25 protein-coding genes and 2 pseudogenes are annotated in these 23325 nt (G+C 34.9%); 13 read left to right on the forward strand and 14 right to left on the reverse strand.

What is annotated here, in order from left to right; genetic code table 11:
- Positions 1–73 precede the first annotated feature (73 nt).
- The 3 genes from ltrA to wmk (OOK82_RS02070) all read left to right on the forward strand — a co-directional run bounded on the left by ltrA (position 74) and on the right by wmk (OOK82_RS02070) (position 3387).
- Positions 74–1345: a group II intron reverse transcriptase/maturase gene (ltrA, locus tag OOK82_RS02060; protein WP_264377358.1), complete on the forward strand. Its 1272-nt coding sequence runs from the start codon at positions 74–76 to the stop codon at positions 1343–1345.
- A gap of 117 nt (positions 1346–1462) precedes the next feature.
- Positions 1463–2371 carry a WO male-killing family protein Wmk gene (gene wmk / locus OOK82_RS02065; RefSeq protein ID WP_264374906.1) on the forward strand — a complete coding sequence of 303 codons (909 nt, stop codon included), beginning with the start codon at positions 1463–1465 and terminating at the stop codon, positions 2369–2371.
- An 89-nt stretch (positions 2372–2460) separates the two neighbouring features.
- Positions 2461–3387, forward strand: a complete 927-nt coding sequence (gene wmk, locus OOK82_RS02070; RefSeq protein WP_264704382.1) for a WO male-killing family protein Wmk — start codon at positions 2461–2463, stop codon at positions 3385–3387.
- Positions 3388–3482: 95 nt separating this feature from the next.
- Here the strand turns inward: wmk (OOK82_RS02070) and OOK82_RS02075 are convergent, their stop codons facing one another.
- The 13 genes and pseudogenes from OOK82_RS02075 to OOK82_RS02135 form a co-directional block, all read right to left on the reverse strand.
- Entirely contained in the window at positions 3483–4397 is a 915-nt protein-coding gene (locus OOK82_RS02075; protein WP_264376222.1) for a patatin-like phospholipase family protein, read from the reverse strand.
- A 14-nt stretch (positions 4398–4411) separates the two neighbouring features.
- A complete protein-coding gene (locus tag OOK82_RS02080) occupies positions 4412–4633 on the reverse strand; it encodes a hypothetical protein (RefSeq protein ID WP_214303297.1) in 222 nt (73 codons plus the stop codon).
- A 67-nt stretch (positions 4634–4700) separates the two neighbouring features.
- Entirely contained in the window at positions 4701–5246 is a 546-nt protein-coding gene (locus OOK82_RS02085; protein WP_214303457.1) for an ankyrin repeat domain-containing protein, read from the reverse strand.
- Positions 5247–5304: 58 nt separating this feature from the next.
- Positions 5305–6270, reverse strand: a complete 966-nt coding sequence (locus OOK82_RS02090) for a phage late control D family protein (RefSeq protein ID WP_264339203.1) — start codon at positions 6268–6270, stop codon at positions 5305–5307.
- Positions 6267–6476 carry a tail protein X gene (locus OOK82_RS02095; RefSeq protein WP_343327296.1) on the reverse strand — a complete coding sequence of 70 codons (210 nt, stop codon included), beginning with the start codon at positions 6474–6476 and terminating at the stop codon, positions 6267–6269. The genes OOK82_RS02090 and OOK82_RS02095 overlap by 4 nt, the downstream gene beginning before the upstream one ends.
- Positions 6473–6820: a phage tail protein gene (locus OOK82_RS02100; RefSeq protein WP_214303300.1), complete on the reverse strand. Its 348-nt coding sequence runs from the start codon at positions 6818–6820 to the stop codon at positions 6473–6475. Before OOK82_RS02100 ends, OOK82_RS02095 begins: the two co-directional genes overlap by 4 nt.
- Positions 6820–9111, reverse strand: coding sequence for a phage tail tape measure protein (locus tag OOK82_RS02105; protein ID WP_264704383.1), 2292 nt, complete (start codon positions 9109–9111; stop codon positions 6820–6822). Before OOK82_RS02105 ends, OOK82_RS02100 begins: the two co-directional genes overlap by 1 nt.
- 109 nt (positions 9112–9220) lie before the next feature.
- Positions 9221–9478 carry a phage tail assembly protein gene (locus tag OOK82_RS02110; protein ID WP_010405430.1) on the reverse strand — a complete coding sequence of 86 codons (258 nt, stop codon included), beginning with the start codon at positions 9476–9478 and terminating at the stop codon, positions 9221–9223.
- An 83-nt stretch (positions 9479–9561) separates the two neighbouring features.
- Complete coding sequence (locus tag OOK82_RS02115; protein WP_010082215.1) at positions 9562–9843, reverse strand: type II toxin-antitoxin system RelE family toxin; 282 nt, start codon at positions 9841–9843, stop codon at positions 9562–9564.
- The gene (locus OOK82_RS02120; protein WP_007303020.1) at positions 9827–10027 is read right to left on the reverse strand and encodes a hypothetical protein; all 201 of its coding nucleotides are present in this window, start codon (positions 10025–10027) and stop codon (positions 9827–9829) included. Before OOK82_RS02120 ends, OOK82_RS02115 begins: the two co-directional genes overlap by 17 nt.
- Before the next feature lie 61 nt (positions 10028–10088).
- Positions 10089–10595 (reverse strand): phage major tail tube protein, encoded by a 507-nt coding sequence (locus OOK82_RS02125; RefSeq protein WP_264686530.1) that lies wholly within the window; start codon positions 10593–10595, stop codon positions 10089–10091.
- 15 nt (positions 10596–10610) lie between these two features.
- Positions 10611–11477, reverse strand: a pseudogene (locus OOK82_RS02130) (phage tail sheath family protein); the annotation flags it as partial.
- Positions 11476–12801 carry an IS4 family transposase gene (locus tag OOK82_RS02135; RefSeq protein ID WP_264686529.1) on the reverse strand — a complete coding sequence of 442 codons (1326 nt, stop codon included), beginning with the start codon at positions 12799–12801 and terminating at the stop codon, positions 11476–11478. The gene OOK82_RS02135 and the pseudogene OOK82_RS02130, both read right to left, overlap by 2 nt.
- 100 nt (positions 12802–12901) lie before the next feature.
- Here OOK82_RS02135 and OOK82_RS02140 point away from each other — a divergent pair.
- Both OOK82_RS02140 and OOK82_RS02145 read left to right on the forward strand, forming a co-directional pair.
- Positions 12902–13246, forward strand: a pseudogene (locus OOK82_RS02140) (baseplate assembly protein); the annotation flags it as partial.
- 256 nt (positions 13247–13502) lie between these two features.
- Positions 13503–14462 (forward strand): phage tail protein, encoded by a 960-nt coding sequence (locus OOK82_RS02145; RefSeq protein WP_264704384.1) that lies wholly within the window; start codon positions 13503–13505, stop codon positions 14460–14462.
- Positions 14463–14543: 81 nt separating this feature from the next.
- Here OOK82_RS02145 and OOK82_RS02150 read toward each other — a convergent pair whose 3' ends face one another.
- Positions 14544–15488 carry an IS110 family RNA-guided transposase gene (locus OOK82_RS02150; protein WP_264336326.1) on the reverse strand — a complete coding sequence of 315 codons (945 nt, stop codon included), beginning with the start codon at positions 15486–15488 and terminating at the stop codon, positions 14544–14546.
- 425 nt (positions 15489–15913) lie between these two features.
- Between OOK82_RS02150 and OOK82_RS02155 the strand changes: the two genes are divergently transcribed.
- From OOK82_RS02155 to OOK82_RS02190, 8 genes are read left to right on the forward strand one after another with little or no spacing between them, the layout of a single operon-like run.
- Positions 15914–16117, forward strand: coding sequence for a hypothetical protein (locus tag OOK82_RS02155; protein ID WP_264377302.1), 204 nt, complete (start codon positions 15914–15916; stop codon positions 16115–16117).
- Between the two features lie 20 nt (positions 16118–16137).
- Entirely contained in the window at positions 16138–16824 is a 687-nt protein-coding gene (locus tag OOK82_RS02160) for a hypothetical protein (RefSeq protein WP_264378050.1), read from the forward strand.
- 6 nt (positions 16825–16830) lie between these two features.
- Positions 16831–18762, forward strand: coding sequence for a DUF4815 domain-containing protein (locus OOK82_RS02165; protein ID WP_264704385.1), 1932 nt, complete (start codon positions 16831–16833; stop codon positions 18760–18762).
- A gap of 14 nt (positions 18763–18776) precedes the next feature.
- Positions 18777–19964, forward strand: coding sequence for a hypothetical protein (locus tag OOK82_RS02170; protein ID WP_264685153.1), 1188 nt, complete (start codon positions 18777–18779; stop codon positions 19962–19964).
- Positions 19965–19968: 4 nt separating this feature from the next.
- On the forward strand, positions 19969–20163 hold the full coding sequence (locus OOK82_RS02175; RefSeq protein ID WP_264685152.1) for a hypothetical protein: 195 nt from the start codon (positions 19969–19971) through the stop codon (positions 20161–20163).
- Positions 20160–21608 (forward strand): hypothetical protein, encoded by a 1449-nt coding sequence (locus tag OOK82_RS02180; RefSeq protein ID WP_264686604.1) that lies wholly within the window; start codon positions 20160–20162, stop codon positions 21606–21608. Before OOK82_RS02175 ends, OOK82_RS02180 begins: the two co-directional genes overlap by 4 nt.
- Before the next feature lie 34 nt (positions 21609–21642).
- Complete coding sequence (locus tag OOK82_RS02185; RefSeq protein ID WP_264704657.1) at positions 21643–22143, forward strand: hypothetical protein; 501 nt, start codon at positions 21643–21645, stop codon at positions 22141–22143.
- The gene (locus tag OOK82_RS02190) at positions 22136–23314 is read left to right on the forward strand and encodes a phage tail sheath subtilisin-like domain-containing protein (RefSeq protein WP_264704386.1); all 1179 of its coding nucleotides are present in this window, start codon (positions 22136–22138) and stop codon (positions 23312–23314) included. Before OOK82_RS02185 ends, OOK82_RS02190 begins: the two co-directional genes overlap by 8 nt.
- Positions 23315–23325 lie beyond the last annotated feature (11 nt).

A 23325-nucleotide genomic window follows, 5' to 3' on the forward strand; every position in this document is an offset into this window, starting at 1 on the left:
TCTGTAATGGAAATGGAGCGAAGGAGCTGAGTTATTTAGTTTTAGTTATTTATCAACCGAAAGGGAGGAGTTAATGAATAAAACAAAGTCTTTTGATATACCAAAGCAACTTATTTGGAGAGCTTATAAACAAGTATCGAAAAATAGAGGTGCTGCTGGTGTAGATGGGGTTTCGATAACAAAGTTTGAGGAAAATCTAAAAGATAATCTATACAAACTATGGAATCGTATGACATCCGGAAGTTATTTTCCAGAGCCTGTAAAAGCTGTAGCAATACCGAAAGATATGGGAGGAGGACAAAGAATTTTATGTGTTCCTTCAGTATCAGATAGGATAGCGCAAACAGCAGCAACAATGTATCTCGAACCGTTAGTGGAGCCAAAATTCCATGAGGATTCATATGGTTATAGATCGAATAAATCAGCATTGGATGCGGTAGATACAGCGCGTAAGAGATGCTGGAAGTACGATTGGGTGGTAGACCTTGATATATCAGGGTTCTTCGACAATCTGGATCACGACTTAGCACTTCAGGCTATCAAGAAACACACAGACTGCAAATGGGTCATACTATATGTTGAAAGGTGGATGAAATCCCCTATACAACTTGCAGATGGCAGTAAAGTAGTTAGGGATAAAGGAGTTCCGCAAGGAGGTTCAGTTAGCCCAATCATCTCTAATATATTCATGCATCATGTGTTTGATATATGGATGAAAAAGAACTATCCGACGGTACCATTTGAGAGATATGTGGACGATGCGATAGTGCACTGCAGAACAGAGAAACAGACAAGATTTGTGAAAGTAATGATCGAAGAAAGATTGGCTGAGTATAGGTTGAAATTACATCCTAAAAAGACACAGATAGTGTACTGTAAGGATGACAATAGGAGAGATGAATTTCCTAAACAAAGTTTTGATTTTCTGGGTTACACATTCAGACCCAGGTTAGCAAGAAATAAAATAGGGAAGCATTTTGTTTCATTTCTCCCAGCAATTAGCAACAAGGCCAAGAAAAAGATTACTACAACCATAAGATCATGGAAAATGCTACGAAATACGCATATAACATTAGAGGAGATATCAGGAAAAGTAAATCCAATAGTCAGAGGCTGGTATCAGTACTATGGCAAATTTTACAGAACTGAGGTCTACAAATCTCTAAAGAATGTAGAGCGGCATCTAGAAAAGTGGGTCAAAAGGAAATATAAGAGACTCAGGAGTCACGGAAGACTAGCAAGACAATTTCTAGGAAAGGTGAGAGATAGGTCTCCAAATATTTTCTATCATTGGACACTAGGTTTAGGGTCAAAAAGGCTAAATAATGGGAGCTGTATAAGCTGAGAGGTTTATGTACAGTTCTGCGAGAGACTGGTAGGGGAAGTTCCACTGGTCTACTCTCCCCATTATATCTGGAGCCTTTGAGCTATAGTAGAAAATATTATATGTATGGTTCTTTGTATGGAAAAAAGTCTAGACTGTGAGGTAGGGCAAAAAGTAAAAAATTGGAGGTTAGAGAGAGGGTATACTCAGAAGGATTTAGCGGAGAAGGTTGGTGTAAAGTACTGGGCAATACTGCAATATGAAAAAGGGAGTCGTAAAATTCCAATTAAGAAATTATATGCTATAGCAGAAGCATTATCAGTAAATGTTAAAGGTCTAGTTTGTGGAGAGACGCTACCAAATGAAAAAAGATATTTTGAAGATGAAGAAATATTAAATTTAGTAAAGGGTTATAAAGATAAAGAATTAAGCGAGGTATTTTATTTATTAACCAAATTTATTCGTTTGAGTGAGGAAAGAAGCAGAAAAGCGGTAAAAATAGAAGTAGCAAGGGGTTTGATGAAAGTAGGAGTTTCTGCTCATGTTATCTCTCGAACAACTAACTTATCTATTGGTGAGTGTGAGGAGAACAAAATTCCCATTCCATACAAAGTAGGGCAAAGGATAAAAGAGTGGAGATTGATACGAGGATATACACAAAAAGATTTAGCGAATAAAGTTGGCATAACAAATCAAGGAATATACGAGTATGAACAAGGGAGAGCTGCTGTCTCACTTGAAATGTTAGATGAAATAGCAAAGGTATTATCAATCAGTATCATAGATCTACTTCCCGAATCAGATGAGGATAGTGAAGCGGAAGAAAAGCTATCAAAGTTGATAGAAGAATACAAAAAGATTGAGAGTCGGGAATTACGCGATATGCTAATCAAGTCTTTATTTGAAGGTATACATGTTTGTAGAGAAAAGGTCAGAGAGGAAAAGAAGATTGAAGTTGCAAGGAATTTAGTGAAAGAAGGAATTTCTGTTGATATTATCTTGCAAACGACAGGCTTATCAAATTATATGATTGAGGAATTTTTGTGATTTCATAAAAACTTAGCCAATAGTGGATTTTTTTGTGATAGAATATATGTTTGCTTCTGTAGGAAAAACAGCTTTTAGAGGATTTATCTATGATAATTCAGAGCATATTGAGCTACGAGCTGGGGAAAAAAATAGAAGGTTGTAGGATAGTACAAGGGTATACTCAGGCAAAATTAGCAAGCAAAATTGGTTTAACATATAAGGAAATACATAACTTTGAACTAGGGTGCAAGGCTATTACAATCAAAGAATCGTATATAATAGCAGGAGCATTATCAGTTAATGTTATAGATCTACTTCCAGTACCAACAGTACTAAGAGAAAACAGTTGGTATGAAGATGAGGATAAAGAAATAGTCTATCTAACAAAAATACATAGAGAAATTAAGGATCAGGAATTACGCAAGAAGCTGTATCCATTAGTAAGGTTTGTATATATTAGCGAGAAAATTAGCCAAGAAGAAGCGAAAATAGAAGTAGCAAAGAATCTAGTGAAAGAAGGAGTTTCAGTTGATATTATTTCCCAAGTGACTCGCTTATCTACTTATGAATATGATGATATAGAGAAAGAAATTTGTACTGATTCTATACTCTACAAAGTGGGGAAAAGGATAAAAGAGCAGAGATTAATACGGGAATACACTCAGGAGGACTTGGCAAATAAAATCGGTTCAACACCTAAAGAAATACACGACTATGAACGAGGATATACAGACATTCCAATTGAAATATTATATAAGATAGCAAAGACATTATCAGTTAACATTAAAGCTCTTGGACTAACAGAATATGAAAATGAGCCAGTTTTTGGGTTTATAGGTAAATGCGAAAAAATTGAGGATCAAGAATTACTGGATACGGTAGCCAGATCTTTATCTGAAGGAATGCAAACTGGTAAAGAAAAGGTTAAAAAAGCAGAGAAAATCAAGATTGCAAAAGATCTAGTTAAGGAAGGTGTTGCTATTGATATTATTGTGCGAGCAAGTGGCCTAACTGCTGATGAGTGTGAAAATTGAATGTGTTTAAGATATAAGTAAAGTTAGTTAATGATTTAACCAGTAGAATTTGCTAACCAACTTTTTTGGCTCAGTTGAATTTTGCTTGGTATAAATTAAGATATGAAATCGCAAAGTTTATCTATTAATTTCTGGTTGTCCTTTATCATTGCATTTGCCTCTTGCTGAAGAGATTTGATATTTTTGAGTGTAATATTGTCCATCTCAGTCGATGCTACTTTCAATTGCGATTGTATTCTTATGTATTTATCATCTATTACTTGTTCTAGTTGATAATCAACGCAATCCAATCCAGAAGCAAACATCACATTCAGTAGTGGCTTGATCCACCCTATTTTGCCAAATCTCCTTGAGTTAGCATACTTTATACTTCTATTTGTTCCACCAGTACCTATTGATAGCAGTATAATCTCATCATTTGGAAATAACCTTTTACCACTTGCATATGCACAAGCCGCTGGATTATTGGCAAACACTCCGCCATCTATCAACACTCTCTCTGTTTGGCTAATTTTCAGACGTTTTGGTGTGAAGTACGTTGGAGCAGCTGTTGTAGCTCTGAGTGCATCTTTTAACTTAATGTTTTCTTCTTTCCAACTTTTGAAGAAAAATTCACAACTATTGTGAATGTCATAACTGGTGAGTAGTAGATTACTCGCAACATCGGCCATAGTACTTTCACCAAAGTATTTGTTGAGAATAAATTCCATATTTCTATATGAGTACTGAGAACCACTCAGCCAAGAAGCAATTGATTTTCTCCAAAATGATGATTGAAAGATATATGCTCCATACTCTTGGTAAAGTTCAACCAAATCATTGGCAGAGTATTGAAGTTTATTGCTTTTACAAAGTCCAGCAACAATAATCCCACCGGTTGAGGTTCCTGCCATTAAATCAAAAATCTGGGAAATTGGCTTTTTTGTCCTAGATTCAATTTCTGCTAGAATAATGGCAGGTATTATCCCTCTAATGCCACCTCCATCTACAGATAAAATGTACTTTGTCACTGAAAATTTAGTTCTTATTTGTGTTTGTGAATAGCTTCAAGTTCATTGACTTCTTCAGTGAGGTTTTTCACTCTCTCTTCAAGTCGATAAACTGTTTCCATTAGTTCGTGATTTCGTTCTATAAATTGATCATGAATTTGTACTTTTAAATCAAGCTTAGCGAGCCACCAAATTGTTGCTATGGTCTGTATTACCATCGTTACTATTACTGTGATTGGGATTTTTTGCTTTTTCATGTGAAAATATTAACTTGTTATAGATAGTTTTAGAAGTTTATATACAGATTATAGAAAACTTACAGCTTTAGTGATTTCTTTCTATTGATTTGTATCGATCCTCTGCTTCTGCAAGTAGCTTTATTATTTCTCTGTAAGGTTTATCTTTGTTGTGCCTTGATGCCATTACAGCTATTCTTCTAGGGCTTTTTCCATTGCTATCCTTTATGTTAGGATTCGCTCCTTTTTCTAATAGAAACTCAACGATTTCTAAATAGCCTTGATCTGCAGCAGAATGTAGCGCTGTCCATTTAAATTTATTAGTAGCATTAATATCAATACCATCTTCTACTAAAAACCTTACGATTTCTAAACATCCTTCTCCTGCAACATAACGTAATGATTTTTCACCAATACTTATATTATCTTTTATCAAGGATTTCACAGTTTCCAAGTCACAGTTCTTAGCTGCGATTTCTAATGTGGCGCTGTAACTCTCATCTCCTTTTTTAAACAAGGAAAAATATATAACCACAATACACACCGTTAGCACTATAAGAAAAATTAATCCATCAAATTCTCCTTGACGTATAATTGAATTTTTATGAAAAAGCCTTCTTACATTTCTGCTCATGTAGTACTGCAATAATTATACCCATCTAGAATTAAATAATCATTTGCTTAAGTTTCACTTAAACAGCTTTGCTCACTGTTGCCTCTACTATAGTTTGATATCCCCTATTATTGAGAATATGTTCTGCCTTGCTAATTATCCATTCACCTTCAATTTCCTGACAAAATCCTGAAAGGCTGATCTTAGCTTCTGCAAATAATTCTGGATTACCAGGAACAGTTACATTTAAGTTTGATGTACTACGTTTTAGTTGTCTTAACTTAGCTGCTGCTGCACTAATTGCTGATTCTGCGGTAGAGTAAAGCGTTTGCAGGGTATAACTTGGACCCTCATTTCCCACTTTCTCTTCTATAGTTTCTCCCTTTTCATAACTGTGCCATTTTGCAATAACAGATCCATATTTGTTACGCACATTAAAATTTACCTCCCAATTTATAACATCTTTAGGTGTAAGTACTGTTGTGCCTAACATCTTTCCAGTTGCTGATCTTGCTTCTCCCTTTGGAATAAAAATTATATATCCTCCTGCTGGTTTTACTAGTGCATCATATTTTTTCCCTAACCCTTCCAAAAAACTCATGTCGCTTTCATCTGCTTGAATGATATGTGGTATAAATATATTTTCAAATCTTTCAGCGACTTTACCTTCATACCCATGCTTTTGTGCTATTTCTTTAATTAAATCTCCTAAGGTAATGTCCTTCCATTCCTTTGATTTTCTTTCCTTTAATGATCCTCTTAAACTTGCAGCATCACATTTTATTCTTAAAGTTTGCGGTGGACTTTGTATTGTAATTTGATTTGCCTTATATACTCCCATAGGCAATAAACCTGTTTCTTTGTATCCGAGAAAAATTTGTAAATTACCCTTAAGTTCTAAAGCGCTAGAGTTATAACTAATATATATCTCAGCTTCGTCACTTGTAGTACCGGATCCATCAGTAACACGTAATAATATTAAACTCTTTTTTAAAACCTCTGTTACTGGGTTATTTTTTGCTACTATATCAAAGTCTGGCGTCATTCATCTAAAATATTTATGACAGATTCTTTCGATATTTTCTGAATTTTAGGAAGCTTAATTCTTAATCCAGCGGGCAAAAAGCTTGCGTATTCTGCAAGGCCTGGATTTTCAAGCAATACTTCCTCCACTGCTCCACTACTGTATCCATAATGTTTCCAGCAAATGTAATCCAACATTTCGTTTTCTTTCGTGTAATAATAAATCACTTACTGTAACTTTTTAACTTCAAAATAAACTCAACTTTTCTCGGTTTTCCATCAGGAAAAAATAATATCTGCTTTTCTTCTACATTAGTAATGACAAAATTTCCAAATACACTTCCTGAATTATCAACTAGAACGTGTGGTTCTTGAGTGTTACGTATATTTTTTAGCTGTTCTAAGCCATTACTCTGATAACGTGAATAAATCACTCCTGTTAAATCAATACATTCAATTCCTGAACCAATGTTTTGTAGCGACGTTTTTTCAATACATTCAATTGTATACCACCTTTCTTCTTTACTGTATCTTAGGCTTGTTGGTTCAAGCTTACATTTTCCAAACAACATTAATGCAACTCTTCAACTATATCAAAAAGTGCTCCACGTGCTTGTTCTCTAAATCTTTCTATTACTGCATCAGCAACGCTGAGCACATCTTCAGACTTAATATTGATATTAAACGTTTGATAGAATGCTTGGTTATATACTTTCGATTCCCTATTTTCACATCTACTTTTCTTGAATGCTTTCTCAACTTCTTCTTGCTCCATAGCTCTTTTTTCTTCTATAACACTTTTAACTTTAAAACTTTCAAAATTGCTTTTGCTATTTTCTGAAAATTGTTTAATAGCACTATTATTTGTCAATGGGTTTCCATTACTGAAAATACTATTTTTAGAAAGCTTATTAACAGAATTTCTATTATTTTCAAATTTTCTAATCGGGCTATTCTCAGCAAATATGCTACTAACTGTATTTCCCATCCATGAAAAGGTTTCTCCTATAGGTTTAATGAGTGATTTCCAAAAGCTAGAGAAAAAGTCTTTCACTTTTTGCCAGTTAGTGATAACAAGAGCTGCACCAGTGACAAGACTTGCTACTAAAAGTCCAATCGGGTTACTCATTACAGCAAACGTTATTGCTCTTAGTCCTGTTACTACTGCAGGAAAAACTGTAGCTGATAAAAATGAAAATACTCCAAGTAGGTTTGCTTTCAGACCAAAAATCGTACTTCCTAGCAATGTAAATCCGTATCCTAGTCCTACTGCTGCAATTTTTAAACTTATCAAAGCTGCTAAAGTACTCATGATTGCCGTAGTTAAAGTTGGATGTTTTTCTGCAAAAGAAGCTATACGCTCTGTTATTGTTTTCAAACTTCCAGCTACATAATTTAAAGTAGGTAACATTACTGACCCTAGATTCATTCCAGCTTCAAATACTGCATTTTTAAGTAATTGTAATTTATTAGCTGTAGTATTTGCCCGATTGTTAAATTCGTCCTTCATTGAAGCGTTATATTTTTCTTTATCAGCTAAATGTTCAATAGCTTTCTTGTAAATGTCTAAGCTTCCTACTAAAAGAGCAATGTCATCTTGAAACCCAGCACCAAATAGATTCATAAGAATACCGGCACGCTCTTGATCATCTATTTCTTTTAAAGTTTCAAGAAATTGTAATATTGCCTCTTGAGGATTTTTTTTAATGGTTTGTTCAAGCTCTTCTATACTTGTTCCCATCTCATCTAATGCATCATGAAATTCAGGACTTTGCTCTCTTGCAGTCTGTAGTTTACTAAGAAAGTTATTTATAGCAGTTGCTGCTTTTTCAGGTTGTTTACCTAAGCTTATGAACGCACTTGCTAAGCTACTTGCTTGATCAATTTCTAAACCAAACTGTTTAGCATTACCACCAATTCTATTCAGTGTAAGAAACATTTCCTTAGCTTTGGCAGCAGTATTATCTGAAAGATGGTTTATTATGTTACCTACATTTTCCATACCATCAACTTTAATTCCATAGACATTGGATATTTTCGCAATAGCATTACCAGCTTCTTCTGAAGACATGTCAAACGCTGTGGTCATTTTAGCAACTACTGTTGTAAACTTCATAAGATCATCTTTGTCAATACCAAGTTGACCACCACTTGCAGCTATTTGTGCTAATTCTGCAGCTGACAAGGGTATTTCACGAGATAATTTCTTTAATTCTTTAGCAAACTTTGATGCTTCATCTTTAGTGTCATTTTGCACAAATTTTACTACTTTTTTTACATCAGCCATAGCACTTTCAAAATCAATCGCAACCTTGATCGGAGCTGCAAGCGAAAGACCTAGTCCAATAGTCTCTATAATTTGTGACTTAAAATGTGCCTTACTTGCTAAAAAACTTTGGTGACTACGTATTGCAGACCCAAGCTTACCATACTTGCCTTTCAGCGCTTCAATGGACGAGCCAAGTTTATATTGGTCACTTACTAATGACTTAATATTTCTTCCACTTTTTCTTACTTCTTCATTAAATGAATGTAAAGCATCTCTCTTTTTCAAATATGCTTCTTTTGCTTTTGTTGCGGAGGTTTTGGCCTTGTCAAACTCTGCTTTTAAAGTTTTGCTTGGTTTCTCCACCGCTTTCATTTGTTTAGCTAAAGATTTTACTTGATCTTCAAAGCCCTTCCACGACCTCCTGCTGGTCAAAACATCATGACCTAACTGTTTAAACTTTGATACTGACTTTAAAGATGAATCAAGCTTTCTTATATTCTCACCAAGATTAGAGAGTTGACTACTACTTCCCTTTATTACAGTATTAAAACTGCCATCTAAAACTGCTCCGATTTTTATAGATAATGTTGACATTGTACCTTCCTCGCTGCTTTATGCCATAAGATAAATTCATTAATCTCCATATCAAGTATTTGTTCAACCCCGCCTCCTACAACAGAGCTGAACATTAATACTTCTAATCTCAAGTTTTTTGGATAATCGGTGAAAAAAAATCCTTTAATACCTCTTGAATTTTCACATAATCAGCAATATCTAACTCTTCAATTGCTTCTTTTGCAACTGATGTCAAATTAGCAGTCAAAGTTACTTCTTTACTAAGGTCACTACCATTTAAGCGTTCAATTGCAAGATAGTCTCTAACTTTTGGACGTCTAACAGTAAGTTCTGAGACAGAAATTCCATCAACTGTTATTGGGTTATTAAGTGTTATAGCTTGCATGTTCCTCCTTAAAAAGTTAATTAAATAAAAGTCTATATCGGCTTTTACATAACTAATTTCTTTGTATGGTGCTATAAATAGGATTAGCTTTGATAAGAATCTTTTCTGTGTTCAATTGAAGTAATAACTACTGTATGTTCTGGTACATCTATATAATAAAGTATACGATAGGTACTCACCCGTAGACTACGTTGCCCACTTAAGTTGTGCTTTAATGGCTTTCCAAGTCCAATTGGATCAACTGTTAGACGCTCCATTATTGCCTTCTTAATCATTAACTTTACTTTTGCTGGAAGAGCCGGAATGTCTTTCTTTATAACAGATTCTGAATAGTCTATATTGTAAGGCTTAATCCCAGAAGGCATCTTGATGTTTAACCCTCTTTTCTTTATAGCGTTCGTCAGCAATCTTAGATAATTCCATATCTTCGATTTCTTCTTCCATTAATTCAGTTAATAACTTTAAAACGGACTTGTCTTGAGATTGTGCTACACTAACAAGTAAACCAGTTAGCTGCTCTATGGAATTTGTATGAGCTTTAGAATCCATATTAACTATATACCTACAACTTCTTATATTTTAACGTTTTTATGTAATTTTGTCAACCATATTAGATCCCTAGAATCGTTTGTAGCAAAGCCATCTGATCAACACCATTTATCTTTCTAATCATATTTTCAGCATCGATTTCTATTAACTCATTACCACCTATAGTAAGTTTATAGTAATGAGCAGCTACAGTACACTTCAGCGTTGCTTTTTCAGCAGGTTTCCAGTTACCAAAATCAAACTCTTTAAAAATGCCTCTTAAATTGATTATTACTGCTTCAATATCATTACTACCACTCCCTTGCATTCCACCTCTGAGTGTCAAAGAAACTGAATTCCCATTTATTAGACCAAATAGCCTAAAGAGTTCTGTATCGTATTCAGAAAAAGTGAAATCTGCTTCAAGCTTTTCCATACCCATATCGATATTTATTGGAATATCCATACCACCAGCTCTGTACTCTTCAGTTTTTATGGTAAGCTTCGGCAAGGTTATTTCATCTATTTTTCCTGCATAACCACGGCCATCAACAAATATGTTAAAATTCTTTAAAATCTTTGGTAGCATTTCTCTTTCTCCTTTTTACAATATTGCGCCACTCACAAGGTGTGACCTAAAAGTAATCTGTTCTGCCGGATACGGTGGTGTAAATTCAAAGTCAAAATATACTTTTCCACTTGCAATGTTTGCCGGTGTATTGAGTTCTGGTGTTGCATAACATTTTCCGCTAATAATCGCTCCTTGGGCTTTTAAATTGGCCAAATAAGAATTCACCCCCTCAATCACATCATCTATGTAAGTTTTGGTAATATTGCGATCAACTGCCCATAGATGAGCTCTAAGTAGACTGTCATTAATAAGGTCTGCAGTCCTTCTCACTGATAAAAAAGCCCATTTTGAGTCATTTGAACATGTTCTATTTCCCCAAAGCCTATAGCCATTTTGATGAATTATCGTTGTTACTTCATTTTCATTCAAGTGGTTTGCTCTACAATTTGCATAACCTAAGCTAAAATCAATAGGCCTGCTTGTTCCAACAATACCATTTATCTCTTTATTTGAAGGTGAGTGCCAAAATCCTTGTTCGCTATCTACTTTCGCTATTAAACCAGCTACAAATGGACTCGATGGCAAGATTTCTTCTTCAATAAATACCTTAACCCATGGATCAACTACGTAAATTCTTGAGCTGCCTACACTTTTTCTCCATTTTATTGCTTCTTCATCATTAGTATTTGGTCCATCTGCAACAATAATTGCTCTTAATTTTTCTGCTATGGAAATTAAAGCACTCACTACTGGATTTACTCCATCTATTTCAGGTAACTGATGAGTAAACTGAGGTGCAATTAATATTCTTGGAGCAATATGAACTATGCTTTCACTACTGAGGAATGCCTCTATCCCTTGATACTCTCCAGTCTCTTTATCAACCATACGCGTCAAGTTAAGAGATTGTGAGCAAATTTAGAGAGGTTAAAGTGGATACTCTAGCCCTTCTACGTTTGTCTTTTAATGAAAATAGCGACCAAGTTATAGTGAGTTTTTTAAGAAATGCTTTTAAACTATTAATTTTGGTTAATACTAAAAATAACTCTCTAACCCGCCTTTTTAGCTCAATAAATGCCTTTGTTAAGCTAAGTTCTGTATTCTTTTTCACTTCTGTGCAACCAACTATGCCGTGAAATATAAGAATTGCGCACAATTTAGCATATAGTTCACATAATACTCTGCATGGCTTTCCTTTTAGCTTATCAAGCCTGATATGGCTTTTATACAATTTAAATAATAACTCAATTTGACACCTTACTCTGTAAATCGTTAATACTTGCTCAGCACTAATTTTATTTTCTGGAACATTAGTTATAAATATTGACCAGTTCAACAATTTTTGATTTCTTTTAGAGGATGTATATCCCTGCGATCTTGCTAATCTATTAGCTTTCCTTCTTCTGGCCATAGACTGTTCTTCAGTTAGTTTCTGACATATAATTCTTACTCTAATTTTTGCTTCTTTTCCTAACAATACCTCGTTTTCTAAAAATAACTTATCCTCTAAACATTCTAATAACTCCATTTTTTGATTTGTTTCTACATCATATATGTTGGTATCGGATTTATAACGACTTATGAAATAAGCTCCTATTTCATTGATTTGTTTAAAAGAACTTGGCACAAAATAACCGAGATCAGATATTAGCAAATCATTGCTTAATATATTACTTAAATGTTTCCTATATCCCTGGTCTGATCTTACCCCCTCCGTTAAATTAAGTTGGTCTATTATCTGATTCATGTAGTCGAAAACTAATTGTAACTTTATTCCAGACTTAGTATTGCTTTCATAGCCACTGTAGCTAGTACCATAACCTTTATACATCTCTTCCATACTGTTAGGTAGAGTAATATAGCTACTGTCCAATAATTTAACACTATTAAATTGCTGTAAGATTTTGCAATCAACTTGCAAGATATTTTTAAAGAGAATCACAGATTCATTATACATCCTTTTCATAAATTCCACTGCTTCTTCAGTAAATCTAAAATCCAAACCTTGTTTTGTTATATCTATCGAGTCCTCGTTTAGTAATTGACACATTGTTTCTACGCTACAATTATCAACTCCTATATTACCCAAGACCATGGCTTTTACGAATGATGAACCTTTTAGCTTTCTCTTTCTTTTTATAAACCTTGTTGTAATTGAGATTTTCTCTGCTTTTTCATTAAAAAATTCTTTGAGCTTTTTTGATAAGCAAGTTATTTTATTCATTGGTTCTCTCACTAAAAGTATATCTGGGAGAACTTATACCTTATTATTCTATCTCTTTCATACCTTTATTTCCTTAACTTGACGCGTATGGTTATCCACAGTGCCAGAAGACCTACTTGAAATTGTAAAAAAGCAGGTTACCAGAGATGATATAAGGGTTTTAACAGATACGATAACAGTAATTGGTTGCAATATTACGGAAATAGATATTCACAGCAGAATGAGTATAAGTCCTATAATATCAAAGGAGGAAATCAAGAAGCAGTTTATTAAGAAGTTTGAAGCAAATAGAAGGCTGGGATGGAATGTTACAAGATCTTGGATAATAGCAAATTTGTTTGTAGAGGGTGTAGAAAACGTAGAATTAATCGAGCCAAGAGAGGATGTTGTGGTTCTGGGGAATGAGTGTGCAGTGCTTGGCTACGTCAAGTTAGATAGGATTTAAAACGTATTTTTTTTGTTTTGTGCCAGTGAGGGGATTGCGTGCAATAAGTGGTTTACTGGATCCAATGTTAGGGAGAGGAAAGTATTGATTTTCTTCCAGAAGTTGTAATTTGTTTTTTAAAGTATGGATAATATGGTCAAATATTAAGGAAAGTGTTTTTGATATTAAGAACATCTTTATTTTTCTGGAATGACCTCTTGCTTACTCATAAGCTACCTAAATAAAGGGAATTAAAGCAACTTGAAAGAAAAGACAAATGAAAAGTTTATTACCGCCAAACGCAACAAAGCAAGAGCAAGCACTGGTTGATGCAACAGATTATAAGGTTGATCCGAGCTGTATCAGAGGATTTAAGTTTAGTCTTAAAGAAGAAACATTGCCTTGGATAATAGAAGAATATGGTTTAGAAGAAATACTGCGCTGGGTAAAAGATAGAAGAAAAGCCGTAATAGAAGGAGTAAAATTTCAAAGACTGAGAGGAACTCCAGCATCACTAAAAATAGCACTAAAATGGGCAAATATAGAAGATATTACAATCATCGAAGAACCACCTGGTAAACACTTCTTTGAATTACAAATAGGAATAAAAGATGTTCCAAATGACTTTTTTGTAGATGCAGTAGTAGAACTTGCAAAACTATCATTACCAGCAAGATCAAGGCTAATGAGGATTTTTAATGACTACTATAACGTTGATAGGTTTATATTAGATGAAAGTATATTCGGCAGCTTATTATCAGACTATTCAGGTAGAAAAGTTGAAAAAAATGGGCCAGTGTTATCGTTTGGAAGAATAAATTTTTTCAGTTCTAGAGGTCCGTTAGTAGAGATTGTAGACAACTATTTAAGAGAGCATTATGAACAAGCATTTAGTAATGACATATATCGATTAGATGTAGCAGTACTTGGAGAAACAGAGGCTCATACAAAGGATTACAAAGGCATCTATGAAAGAGATCATTTGTGGTACAACTTAAAAGCGCTATATCCGCTACCACAGAGCTTATTACCGGCAATTAAGTTTGCGAAAGCGCAAGTTATATTATCGGATCAACTATGTTTTTTAAAATTTTTTGAATTTAGTTTCATTACAACTTTTGTTTGTAATTTTGTTTTTTATTCGAGTAAAAAGTGCATTTTTGACAATAAAAACCCTAACTTAATCATAGAAAAATTTTGTATCAAACAACAGTTACTGCTTAGATCTTATGGTTAACGAATATGTGGATAAATACTTTAAATGTGTGTAGACGTATTTATCCACATATTCGTTAACCTATTTTCTATGCAGATTTTTTTAATTCACATTGACTGCTTCTTTAAGCCTCGCATTGGCAATTACTATGATTTTACGCATTAGAGCTGTCATAGCCACCATCTTCTTTTTACCTTTACCAACAAGCCTTGAATAGAAGGCACCAAGCGCAGACTTAGACCTTGAAGCAGACATCGCAGCTGTAAAAAGCTTTTCACGAACGTTGCTTCTGCCACCACTTATTCTGCGATAACCAATAGTTTTACCACTTTCTTTCGGATGAGGTGCAACTCCAGCAAGACTTGCAATTTCTCCCCTACTTACATAACCAAGTTCTGGCATTAGACACAGAAAATCTTGAGATAATTTTGCACCTATTCCTGGAACTGTTTTAAGGATTTTTTGGCGCTTTTGTAACTCTGGATTCTCATCAATAATTTTTTGTATGGTATTGTTGAGCTCATCTATCTGGCTATTAAAGAATTCAATAGTTTTCTGACAGCTTTCTTTTATATGGTCGTTTTCAGGTGCTGCAAGCCTAGATTTCTCTTGAGCTCTCATTTTTGTAATGTCATCACGACGTTGACAAAGTGCAACTAAGGTTGTTTGTTCTTTTGACATAGGTGCAAATAGAGATAGAGTACTATAGCGTTCAAACCCATACTGAGCAAGGGCTCTTGCATCTGATTGATCAGACTTTGCTAAAGTTCCATGAGATAGAACAAAGCTTTTTACTTTGCGAGTATTAGCTCGATGTACAGCAATATCTTTATCAACAAGAAAATGTGCTAAGCCAAGCTCATATTTTCCAGTGTTTTCCAGAGTTACTAAAGAATTAGGTAAGATATTTGAAAAATCTTGAAACAATTGTTGCCAGCCAGCAGTATCATTGTCGAATTCGACAGCGTTCTTCTGTTTGTGAACTGCAACAACATTTTTAAATTTTCCGATATCAATGCCAATAAAATTTTGATAAGATGTAATCATAATAACCTCGATTAGTTTTAATTAATTTAAGATTGTAAACGGGTGCATACATATGTCCCATGCAACTATTCAAACGTATCGAGAGATGGGCTAGTGTACCTTGATCCGAACGGTTATAATACCAACAGTTGGTCGGTCGCACACGCCCGTGATAACTCTATTCCTATAGTGAGTAGGGTTATCTTCCCTCTTATCTCCTTTATATCATATTTTTAACTTACAATAGTTGGAATTTAGGGGATATCAATGCTTGTTTTGCATCAACTACTTATGAAGAAATAGAGCATACACTTCACTTAAGTGAAGATAAACTTTCTGAGCAGATTTGGAATTTTCAACGTACACCAATTTTAGAGCGATTTAGTATAACTTATTACTATGAAGCGAAGAATTTTACTGATCAAAAAATAATAGAGTCTAATTTAGTGGAATATCATGTTGATTGTCAAAATGATTCAGATTCAAAACAGAAAGATCCCATTCATGAGCTAGAAAATTACGTAGCAGCATTCTATTCAGGTATGGTTACTTGGCATGAACATCGCCACTTAAATCGCCCTTGGAAAGATTTTGATCCTATTATTGCAAAAAAATTGGACGTTTTTTCTACGGATCTTGTATATACATAATATCAACTGCACAATCAACTATGTCAGTACTCACACAATCAGGCAGAGCAGCTATTGCTGCGAGCATAAAAGAGCAACCGATACATCTTGCTTGGGGATCTGGAGATTCTACCTGGGAAAGCAGCTACAAAGTTGAAAAAACTTTTGCAGCAGGCGGCAAGATAAGTTTAGATCACCACACTATTAAAGATGTAAAAGTTTATACAGGGCAAACAATTTATCAGTCAAGCATAGATTATATAGTTGATAGTAGCTCAGGCACTATTGAGCGTGTAGAAAATGGTGCAATTATAGCAGATAGCGTAATCACTATAGAGTACACTCAAGACACACCACCGGAACTAATTACTTCTGCAACATTAATTAAGGAAGTTGGACGTCGTGTTGTTGATGAGATACTCTTTTGTACTGGTGATGATGATGGAGAGCTTCTAACTCCCACAGGTAGGTTTAAACCCTCTAATGTACCAACTAATAATCTCTATCTTAAATTTACTTTCGATTTCACGGACGCAGCAAATCAAGTAATAAGGGAGCTCGGAGTTATGGTTGGTACAAAGGTAAAGGAAAAAGTGTCATCTGGGCAGAGATATTTTGAGCCAAAAGACGTGGAAAATCCGGGAATTTTGTTAGTTTTAGAACACACCGTGCCACTTATCAGAACATCTGCAACTCGGGAAACTTTTTCATTTGTTGTAACTTTTTGAAACAAAATGACCTTAAATAGTTATTATAACCGCTTTAATCCTGACAAAGAATACGAAAAAAGCTTGTTTCTTGCAGGAAGAGGTCTACAGTCAGCAGAATTAAACGAGACGCAAGAATATGCTCTCTCTAAGCTTAAAGGCATAGGTGATGCAATATTCCGTGATGGCGATGTTATAACAGGCAGCAATTGTATTATAGATAGAGAAACTGGTAAAGTTACACTTGAAGGAGGAAAAATCTATCTTCGTGGAGCGGTGAGAAAGGTAGAGGCAAAAGAGTTTGTTATTCCACTGAGTACCACAGTTCGTATAGGTGTTTATTATCTAGAATCTACGATTACAGAACTTGAGGACGAAAATCTTCGTGATCCTGCTGTTGGTACACGTAATTATCAAGAAGTAGGAGCTGCAAGGCTTAAAGTTTCCACCATTTGGGGTTATCAAGCAGAAGGTCTTTCTCCACGTTTTTCTGCAGGAGAGTTTTATCCAATCTATAACATTGAAAATGGAGTATTAATAGAACATTCACCACCACCACAAGCAAACATAGTAACTACTGCTCTTGCTCGTTATGACAAAGAAGCTAATGGTTCCTACGTTGTAAATGGCCTTGAAGTAATGTTTTTGCAAAAGGAAGAAGAGGGCAAAAAACAAGTATTCGTGATTAATGAGGGAAAAGCTCATGTTGATGGCTATGAGATTGAGTTACCTCATAGTATTCGTGTTTCTTTTGATCAAGATCCGAATATAAAATCAGTTGAATCAGAACCACATACTTTTCAGCTAAATAGCCAAAGAGTAATGGAACTTAAAGTTAATGATTTTCCAATAAGTGAAATCAAAAAAGTAGATATAACTGTTCAGAAAACCACTACTGTTACTCATGGTTCATACTCAGGAGCTGTTGATCCGATACCTGACTCTGCAGTACTTGAGATTATTCAAGTTAAACAAGGCAATGTTATTTATGAAAATAGTACAGACTATAAGTTAAATGCAGGAAACGTTGATTGGTCATTACCTGGCAAAGAACCAGCTCCTGGGAGTAGTTACCTGATAACCTATCGCTGTCGTACTCATGTAAGTCCTGAAGATATAAGTGAAGAGGGATGCAAAGTAAAAGGAGCAGTTGATAACAGCTTGGTTCTGATTGATTACACCTGGAAAATGCCCCGCTTTGATTTAATTACTATCGATAGCAAAGGAGTGGTGAGAAGAATCAAGGGAATTGCCCATCCCTGGAGACCATCAATGCCTAGAGCGCCTAGTGGACAACTTTTGCTCTGCTACATTCATCAGACATGGAAAAACGGAGAAAAAGAAGGGGTAAAAATAGTGAATAATGCTATTCATGCTGTACCGATGAATGAGCTTGAAGCAATGAAAAAAGGAATAAATGATCTTTATGCGCTAGTTGCACAGGAACGTTTACGCAGTGATGCAAATTCAAGAGAACCTACAACGAAAAAAGGAGTGTTTGTAGATTCGTTCTTTGACGATGATATGCGTGATCAAGGAGTTTCGCAGTCTGCAGCGATAGTAAATAAGGAACTAATTTTACCGATAGACGTAGAAATTATTGATGTTGAAAAGAGCACAAAACCTTATCTTTTACCGTATGAACTTGAGCCGGTATTAGAACAGCTTTTACAGACTAAAAGTGAAAAAATTAATCCGTATCAAGCTTTTGATAAAATAACCGCAAAAGTTACCATAAATAAAAACATTGATCACTGGACGGAGGTAAAAACAAATTGGAAAAGTCCAGTAACTAGAGAATTTAATACTAGAGAGACCACAGAGCTATTATCAAGTAATTCTTATGAAACTGAATTTATGAGAGAAGCAATACAGAATTTTGAAATTGAAGGTTTTGAGCCAAATGAGAAGCTTAAAGAGATAAAATTTGACGGAATAAACATTCAACCTATAACTTAAAACTGGAAAACCAAATGTTAACAGCTAACAATCAGGGAAAATTAAAGGGAAAAATAAAAATCCCAGCAAACATTCCAGCAGGTACTAAATTGGTGCAATTTTATGGGAATAAAGGAAGCTATGGAGAAGCAACTTATACTGGTAAAAAAACAATTACCATAGAAGAAAGAAGAAGAGTGATCGCAGCAAGACGAGTTGATCCTTTAGCACAAACATTTACTTTAAATGAGAGCAGACACATAGGGGGTCTAGATTTATGGTTCACAAATAGCGGCAAAAAACGTGTTGTTGTGCAGATTAGAGAAACAGCAGTGGGAATGCCCTCGCAGACTGTCATTGCTGAAAGTTATATTGAGCCAAAAGATATAAAGATAGATGGCACAGCAACACGTATAGAGTGGTCACCAGTGTTTTGCCATGCAGGAGAGGAGTATTCAATAGTACTGCTTACTGATGATCCTGGTACTGCAGTAAAGATAGCAGAACTTGGCAAATATGATGCAGTAAATAGCCGTTGGGTAACAAGTCAGCCATATCAAGTAGGAGTATTACTTTCATCTAGCAACGCAAGTACTTGGACACCACATCAAAATTTAGATCTAACTTTTAGGCTTTTAGCAGCGAAGTTCACTGAAAATTCTCACGTTATTGATCTTGGTAAAGTTACTGCAAACAATACTTCAGATTTAATTGTTTTGACGAACGTCGAAAAAGTAGCATTTGATACCAATGTAGAATTTATTCTGATAGATGAAGAGGGAAAAGAAAATTTTCTATCTGATAACTTGTCGCTCGCGCTGCGTGAAAGACTATCTGGAGAGTTAACAGTAAAGGCAAATTTAAAAGGGTCAAAAGAAAAAAGTCCAGTGCTATATCCTGGGTTACAGCTAGTTATGGGTAATATAGGGGAAAAAGGAGATTATGTTACAAGAAGCATTACAGCAGGAGCTAACACTAAAATTACCATAACATATGATGCGCTAATACCTGGCACTGCAGACATTAAAACTTATGTAGAGAAAAACGTGGGAGAATGGCAATTAGTAAATTTAACATCAGGAAAACCAATTGGAGAAAATTGGGTAGAGAGAACTCATGTGCTGACAAACTTTAATGGCAATGAGACAAGGATAAAATTAGTTTTAAGTGGAACAGTTATCTATCGTCCTAAAGTCAAAAATCTACGAATCATTGTTACATAGAAGAATGTCAAATGATAAAACGAGTAGAGGGTATCCACTACCTCATCCAGAAAACATTGCAGTGGAAGATGTAGTACGTATTCGTACCACAATTGAGAAAATAGATGAAGATATGAGTGAGAGAGAAAATAAACATAATCAACTGAAAAGTAATTTTGAACGATTTAGATTTGAAACTTTTTTGAATTTTTGGGAATGAAAGAAGCAATATACCAAAGGATAAAGGATTTAGCAGTAAGTAGCACAGCTGATCAACTGGCATATCTTGCAAAATCGCTGGAATTGATAGCAGATAAAAAAGCTATTTCCAACGTTGTGCAGATGACTGAAGTAAAAGGAATAATTGATGCACTACAAAAAAGACTTAAGGATTTAGCAGAAAACAGTACTCCAGATCAATTAGCATATCTTGCTAAAGCATTGGAATCAATAGTCGACAAAAGTGCAGTTTCTGAAATTGTACAGATGACTGATGGTAAGCTAAAAGAACTTCTTGATAGTGCAAAAAAACACTTAACTGATCTGGATAATAAAAAAGCTAGTTCTTTAGCAGTGATCTCTGAATCAGAGAAGCAATTATTAAAGAGAATTGATGAAAAAGGGACAACAAATTTATCGCTACTTGATACGAGAAAGAATGCCAACATTGCAGCAATAAATAGTGTTGGCAATGATCATAAAGATGGTCTAAAAGGTTTAGTGAATAACTTCCGTACTGTTAATGATGTGCCAAGTGGTTCATCGATTATGAGGGAGATAAGGAGCAGAGAACCAACCAAGCTTAACTCCATAAATGATGTACCAAGTGGCTCATCAATCATGAAAGAAGTAAGAAATCGTCATATGATTGAACCTGGAGCATTACCTTTTTTATTTGGTGTACTAAGTAGAAAAAATAATTACTTTGGCCACGGAACTTTTACAACTGAGCTTGGAGAGTGGAGCGGTGATATAACAAAAACAGACTATATGCTGCAACTACTTGCAGGTACTCACACGTACGATACAAGCTATGTTAGTTTTTATCGGCCAAGACAACTCAGTTTTTTTGAAGGAAGTAAAGGTACATTTATCTACGGAGAATCATACCCAAGATTCATGTATGATGGATTTTCGGAGCAATTCAATATGTTGAAATATCCTTATGCTGCACTAGGAGTAATATTCGTAAAAAACACAAGCAATGTAGATATAAGTAAAACTCTAAACTTTGTTGGATCTGCAATGTGGTATAAAGATGAAGTTAATTATGGAGGAGCAGGATTATTTATAGGTACACCTGATAAAACTAATACAAGGAAGTCAGAGATTTCGAGAATTACTTGGACACGTATTTACCAGCATGAAATTAACAGTCCTGAATTTATTGCATCAGGTAACATACTCATTCCAGCAGGAAAAACTGTTACAGTGTTACTTTATACGTCATCCAATCTTCACTCAGGAGGTGAAAGAGTTGGTGAGACACCTGAGTTCTTTGCGAGTGAGCATACGTATAGCACAATCTATGGTCAATTTATTCAGTGGGGAATATATAACTTTCGCAGTAATTTTTTAACCACAGGACTTGAGATCGATGTAGAGAGAACGCTAAGAGCGTGGCAGTGTCCAGGGCTAGATGCAACATATAAACTTTGGCAGTAAAAGAGGAAGAAAATACGCTTACAAATAAGTTGAAATAACAACACTTGAAAACAAGCCAACTGGAAATGATTGGTATGAAGCACCAAAGAATTTTGACTGGCAAAAAAGTTATTGTTTAACAGAAGGAGAGAAAATTGTTGAAAGGAATAAGGAAGATATTGAGCTGGAATTATTGGAAAATGCGAAGCTTTCTGCACTTCGTTTTTATTTTAATAACTATACTAACGAATACGCTGGAAATTCTCACCAAAAAGCTAAATCGTATCAAATACAAGAAAAAGCCGCAAAAAGCATTCTAGCAGCACCAGAGTCTATAAGTAAAAAGGATACAGAAATTATAGAACCATTAGCAAAAGTCCGTGGTATTACAGTTATTGAAATGGCAAGAATAATTGAAGAAAAAGCAAAAAAAGCAGTAAAAGAAATAATTAAATGTGAAGAGTTGGAAGACATTACCAAGAAGAAAATTGCAGAAGCCAAAAGTGTAGAGAACTTACTAAACGATTTTAAACAAAAGATACAAAGAAATGGCTGAAGAATTTTTACATGGCGTAAATGTTATAGAGGTTACCTCAGGGACAAGATCAGTACGTACAGCTAAATCATCAGTGATAGGTGTAATTGGTACTGCATTCGAAGCTGATGAGCAAAAATTTCCACTGAATAAACCAGTACTGATAGCAGGAAGTTTAAAGGAAGCAGCAAAGCTTGGAAAGAGTGGAAGTTTACCTTCTGCAGTAAATGGAATATTTTCCCAGATTGGTGCAACAGTAGTAGTTATTCGAGTTAAAGAAAGTGAAAACAGCGATCCAAAATTAAAAGAAGAAGAGACGCTGAAAAATATAATTGGCGGTGTTGATAAAGAGACTGGAGAGTATCAAGGGATAGAGGCATTCCTCAGTAGTGAAAGCATAGTTCATATTGCGCCAAGAATACTCATTGCACCTCAGTTTACTCATCAGTTACCTGAAATAGATGGAGTAAATCCAGTAGTGAGTGCTTTAATTTCCATAGCAGAAAAATTAAGAGCAATTATTGTTGCAGATGGACCAAATACTAATGATGAAGAAGCAATAAAATGGAGAAAAAGTGTAGGCAGCTCAAGAGTTTATGTGGTTGACCCATGGATTAAGGTATTTATTGAAGGAAAAGAAGAAATCTTGCCATCGAGTCCATTTGTAGCTGGTTTAATAGCTAAGATAGACAGCGAGCAAGGCTTCTGGCACTCACCTTCAAATAAAGAGATAAATGGTATTGTTGGAACAAGCAGGCCTATTGATTTTACGCTCGGTAATACAAATTGTAGAGCAAACCACTTAAATGAAAATGAAGTAACAACGATAATTGATCAAAACGGCTATAGGCTTTGGGGAAATAGAACATGTTCAAATGACTCAAAATGGGCTTTTCTGTCAGTGAGAAGGACTGCAGATTTAATCAATGATAGTCTACTTCGAGCTCATTTATGGGCAGTTGATCGCAATATCACCAAAACTTATATAGATGATGTGATTGAGGGGGTGAATTCTTATTTGGCCAATTTAAAAGCACAAGGAGCTATTATCAGCGGAAAATGTTATGCAACTCCAGAGCTCAATACACCAGCAAATATTGCAAGTGGAAAAGTATACTTTGACTTTGAGTTTACACCACCATATCCGGCAGAACAAATAATATTCAGATCTCATCTCGTAAATATAAGTTAGGAGAAAGCAAA

It is taken from the genome of Wolbachia endosymbiont (group B) of Apotomis betuletana (genome assembly GCF_947250475.1).
Lineage (GTDB): Bacteria > Pseudomonadota > Alphaproteobacteria > Rickettsiales > Anaplasmataceae > Wolbachia.

What these genes read in the sequence shown, in the direction of transcription:
- ltrA (WP_264377358.1), top strand. Translation starts at nt 74, where the DNA reads ATGAATAAAACAAAGTCTTTTGATATACCAAAGCAACTTATTTGGAGA.
- wmk (WP_264374906.1), top strand. Translation starts at nt 1,463, where the DNA reads ATGGAAAAAAGTCTAGACTGTGAGGTAGGGCAAAAAGTAAAAAATTGG.
- wmk (WP_264704382.1), top strand. Translation starts at nt 2,461, where the DNA reads ATGATAATTCAGAGCATATTGAGCTACGAGCTGGGGAAAAAAATAGAA.
- OOK82_RS02080 (WP_214303297.1), bottom strand. Translation starts at nt 4,633, where the DNA reads ATGAAAAAGCAAAAAATCCCAATCACAGTAATAGTAACGATGGTAATA.
- OOK82_RS02085 (WP_214303457.1), bottom strand. Translation starts at nt 5,246, where the DNA reads ATGAGCAGAAATGTAAGAAGGCTTTTTCATAAAAATTCAATTATACGT.
- OOK82_RS02090 (WP_264339203.1), bottom strand. Translation starts at nt 6,270, where the DNA reads ATGACGCCAGACTTTGATATAGTAGCAAAAAATAACCCAGTAACAGAG.
- OOK82_RS02100 (WP_214303300.1), bottom strand. Translation starts at nt 6,820, where the DNA reads ATGTTGTTTGGAAAATGTAAGCTTGAACCAACAAGCCTAAGATACAGT.
- OOK82_RS02105 (WP_264704383.1), bottom strand. Translation starts at nt 9,111, where the DNA reads ATGTCAACATTATCTATAAAAATCGGAGCAGTTTTAGATGGCAGTTTT.
- OOK82_RS02110 (WP_010405430.1), bottom strand. Translation starts at nt 9,478, where the DNA reads ATGCAAGCTATAACACTTAATAACCCAATAACAGTTGATGGAATTTCT.
- OOK82_RS02115 (WP_010082215.1), bottom strand. Translation starts at nt 9,843, where the DNA reads ATGCCTTCTGGGATTAAGCCTTACAATATAGACTATTCAGAATCTGTT.
- OOK82_RS02120 (WP_007303020.1), bottom strand. Translation starts at nt 10,027, where the DNA reads ATGGATTCTAAAGCTCATACAAATTCCATAGAGCAGCTAACTGGTTTA.
- OOK82_RS02125 (WP_264686530.1), bottom strand. Translation starts at nt 10,595, where the DNA reads ATGCTACCAAAGATTTTAAAGAATTTTAACATATTTGTTGATGGCCGT.
- OOK82_RS02135 (WP_264686529.1), bottom strand. Translation starts at nt 12,801, where the DNA reads ATGAATAAAATAACTTGCTTATCAAAAAAGCTCAAAGAATTTTTTAAT.
- OOK82_RS02145 (WP_264704384.1), top strand. Translation starts at nt 13,503, where the DNA reads ATGAAAAGTTTATTACCGCCAAACGCAACAAAGCAAGAGCAAGCACTG.
- OOK82_RS02150 (WP_264336326.1), bottom strand. Translation starts at nt 15,488, where the DNA reads ATGATTACATCTTATCAAAATTTTATTGGCATTGATATCGGAAAATTT.
- OOK82_RS02160 (WP_264378050.1), top strand. Translation starts at nt 16,138, where the DNA reads ATGTCAGTACTCACACAATCAGGCAGAGCAGCTATTGCTGCGAGCATA.
- OOK82_RS02165 (WP_264704385.1), top strand. Translation starts at nt 16,831, where the DNA reads ATGACCTTAAATAGTTATTATAACCGCTTTAATCCTGACAAAGAATAC.
- OOK82_RS02170 (WP_264685153.1), top strand. Translation starts at nt 18,777, where the DNA reads ATGTTAACAGCTAACAATCAGGGAAAATTAAAGGGAAAAATAAAAATC.
- OOK82_RS02175 (WP_264685152.1), top strand. Translation starts at nt 19,969, where the DNA reads ATGTCAAATGATAAAACGAGTAGAGGGTATCCACTACCTCATCCAGAA.
- OOK82_RS02180 (WP_264686604.1), top strand. Translation starts at nt 20,160, where the DNA reads ATGAAAGAAGCAATATACCAAAGGATAAAGGATTTAGCAGTAAGTAGC.
- OOK82_RS02190 (WP_264704386.1), top strand. Translation starts at nt 22,136, where the DNA reads ATGGCTGAAGAATTTTTACATGGCGTAAATGTTATAGAGGTTACCTCA.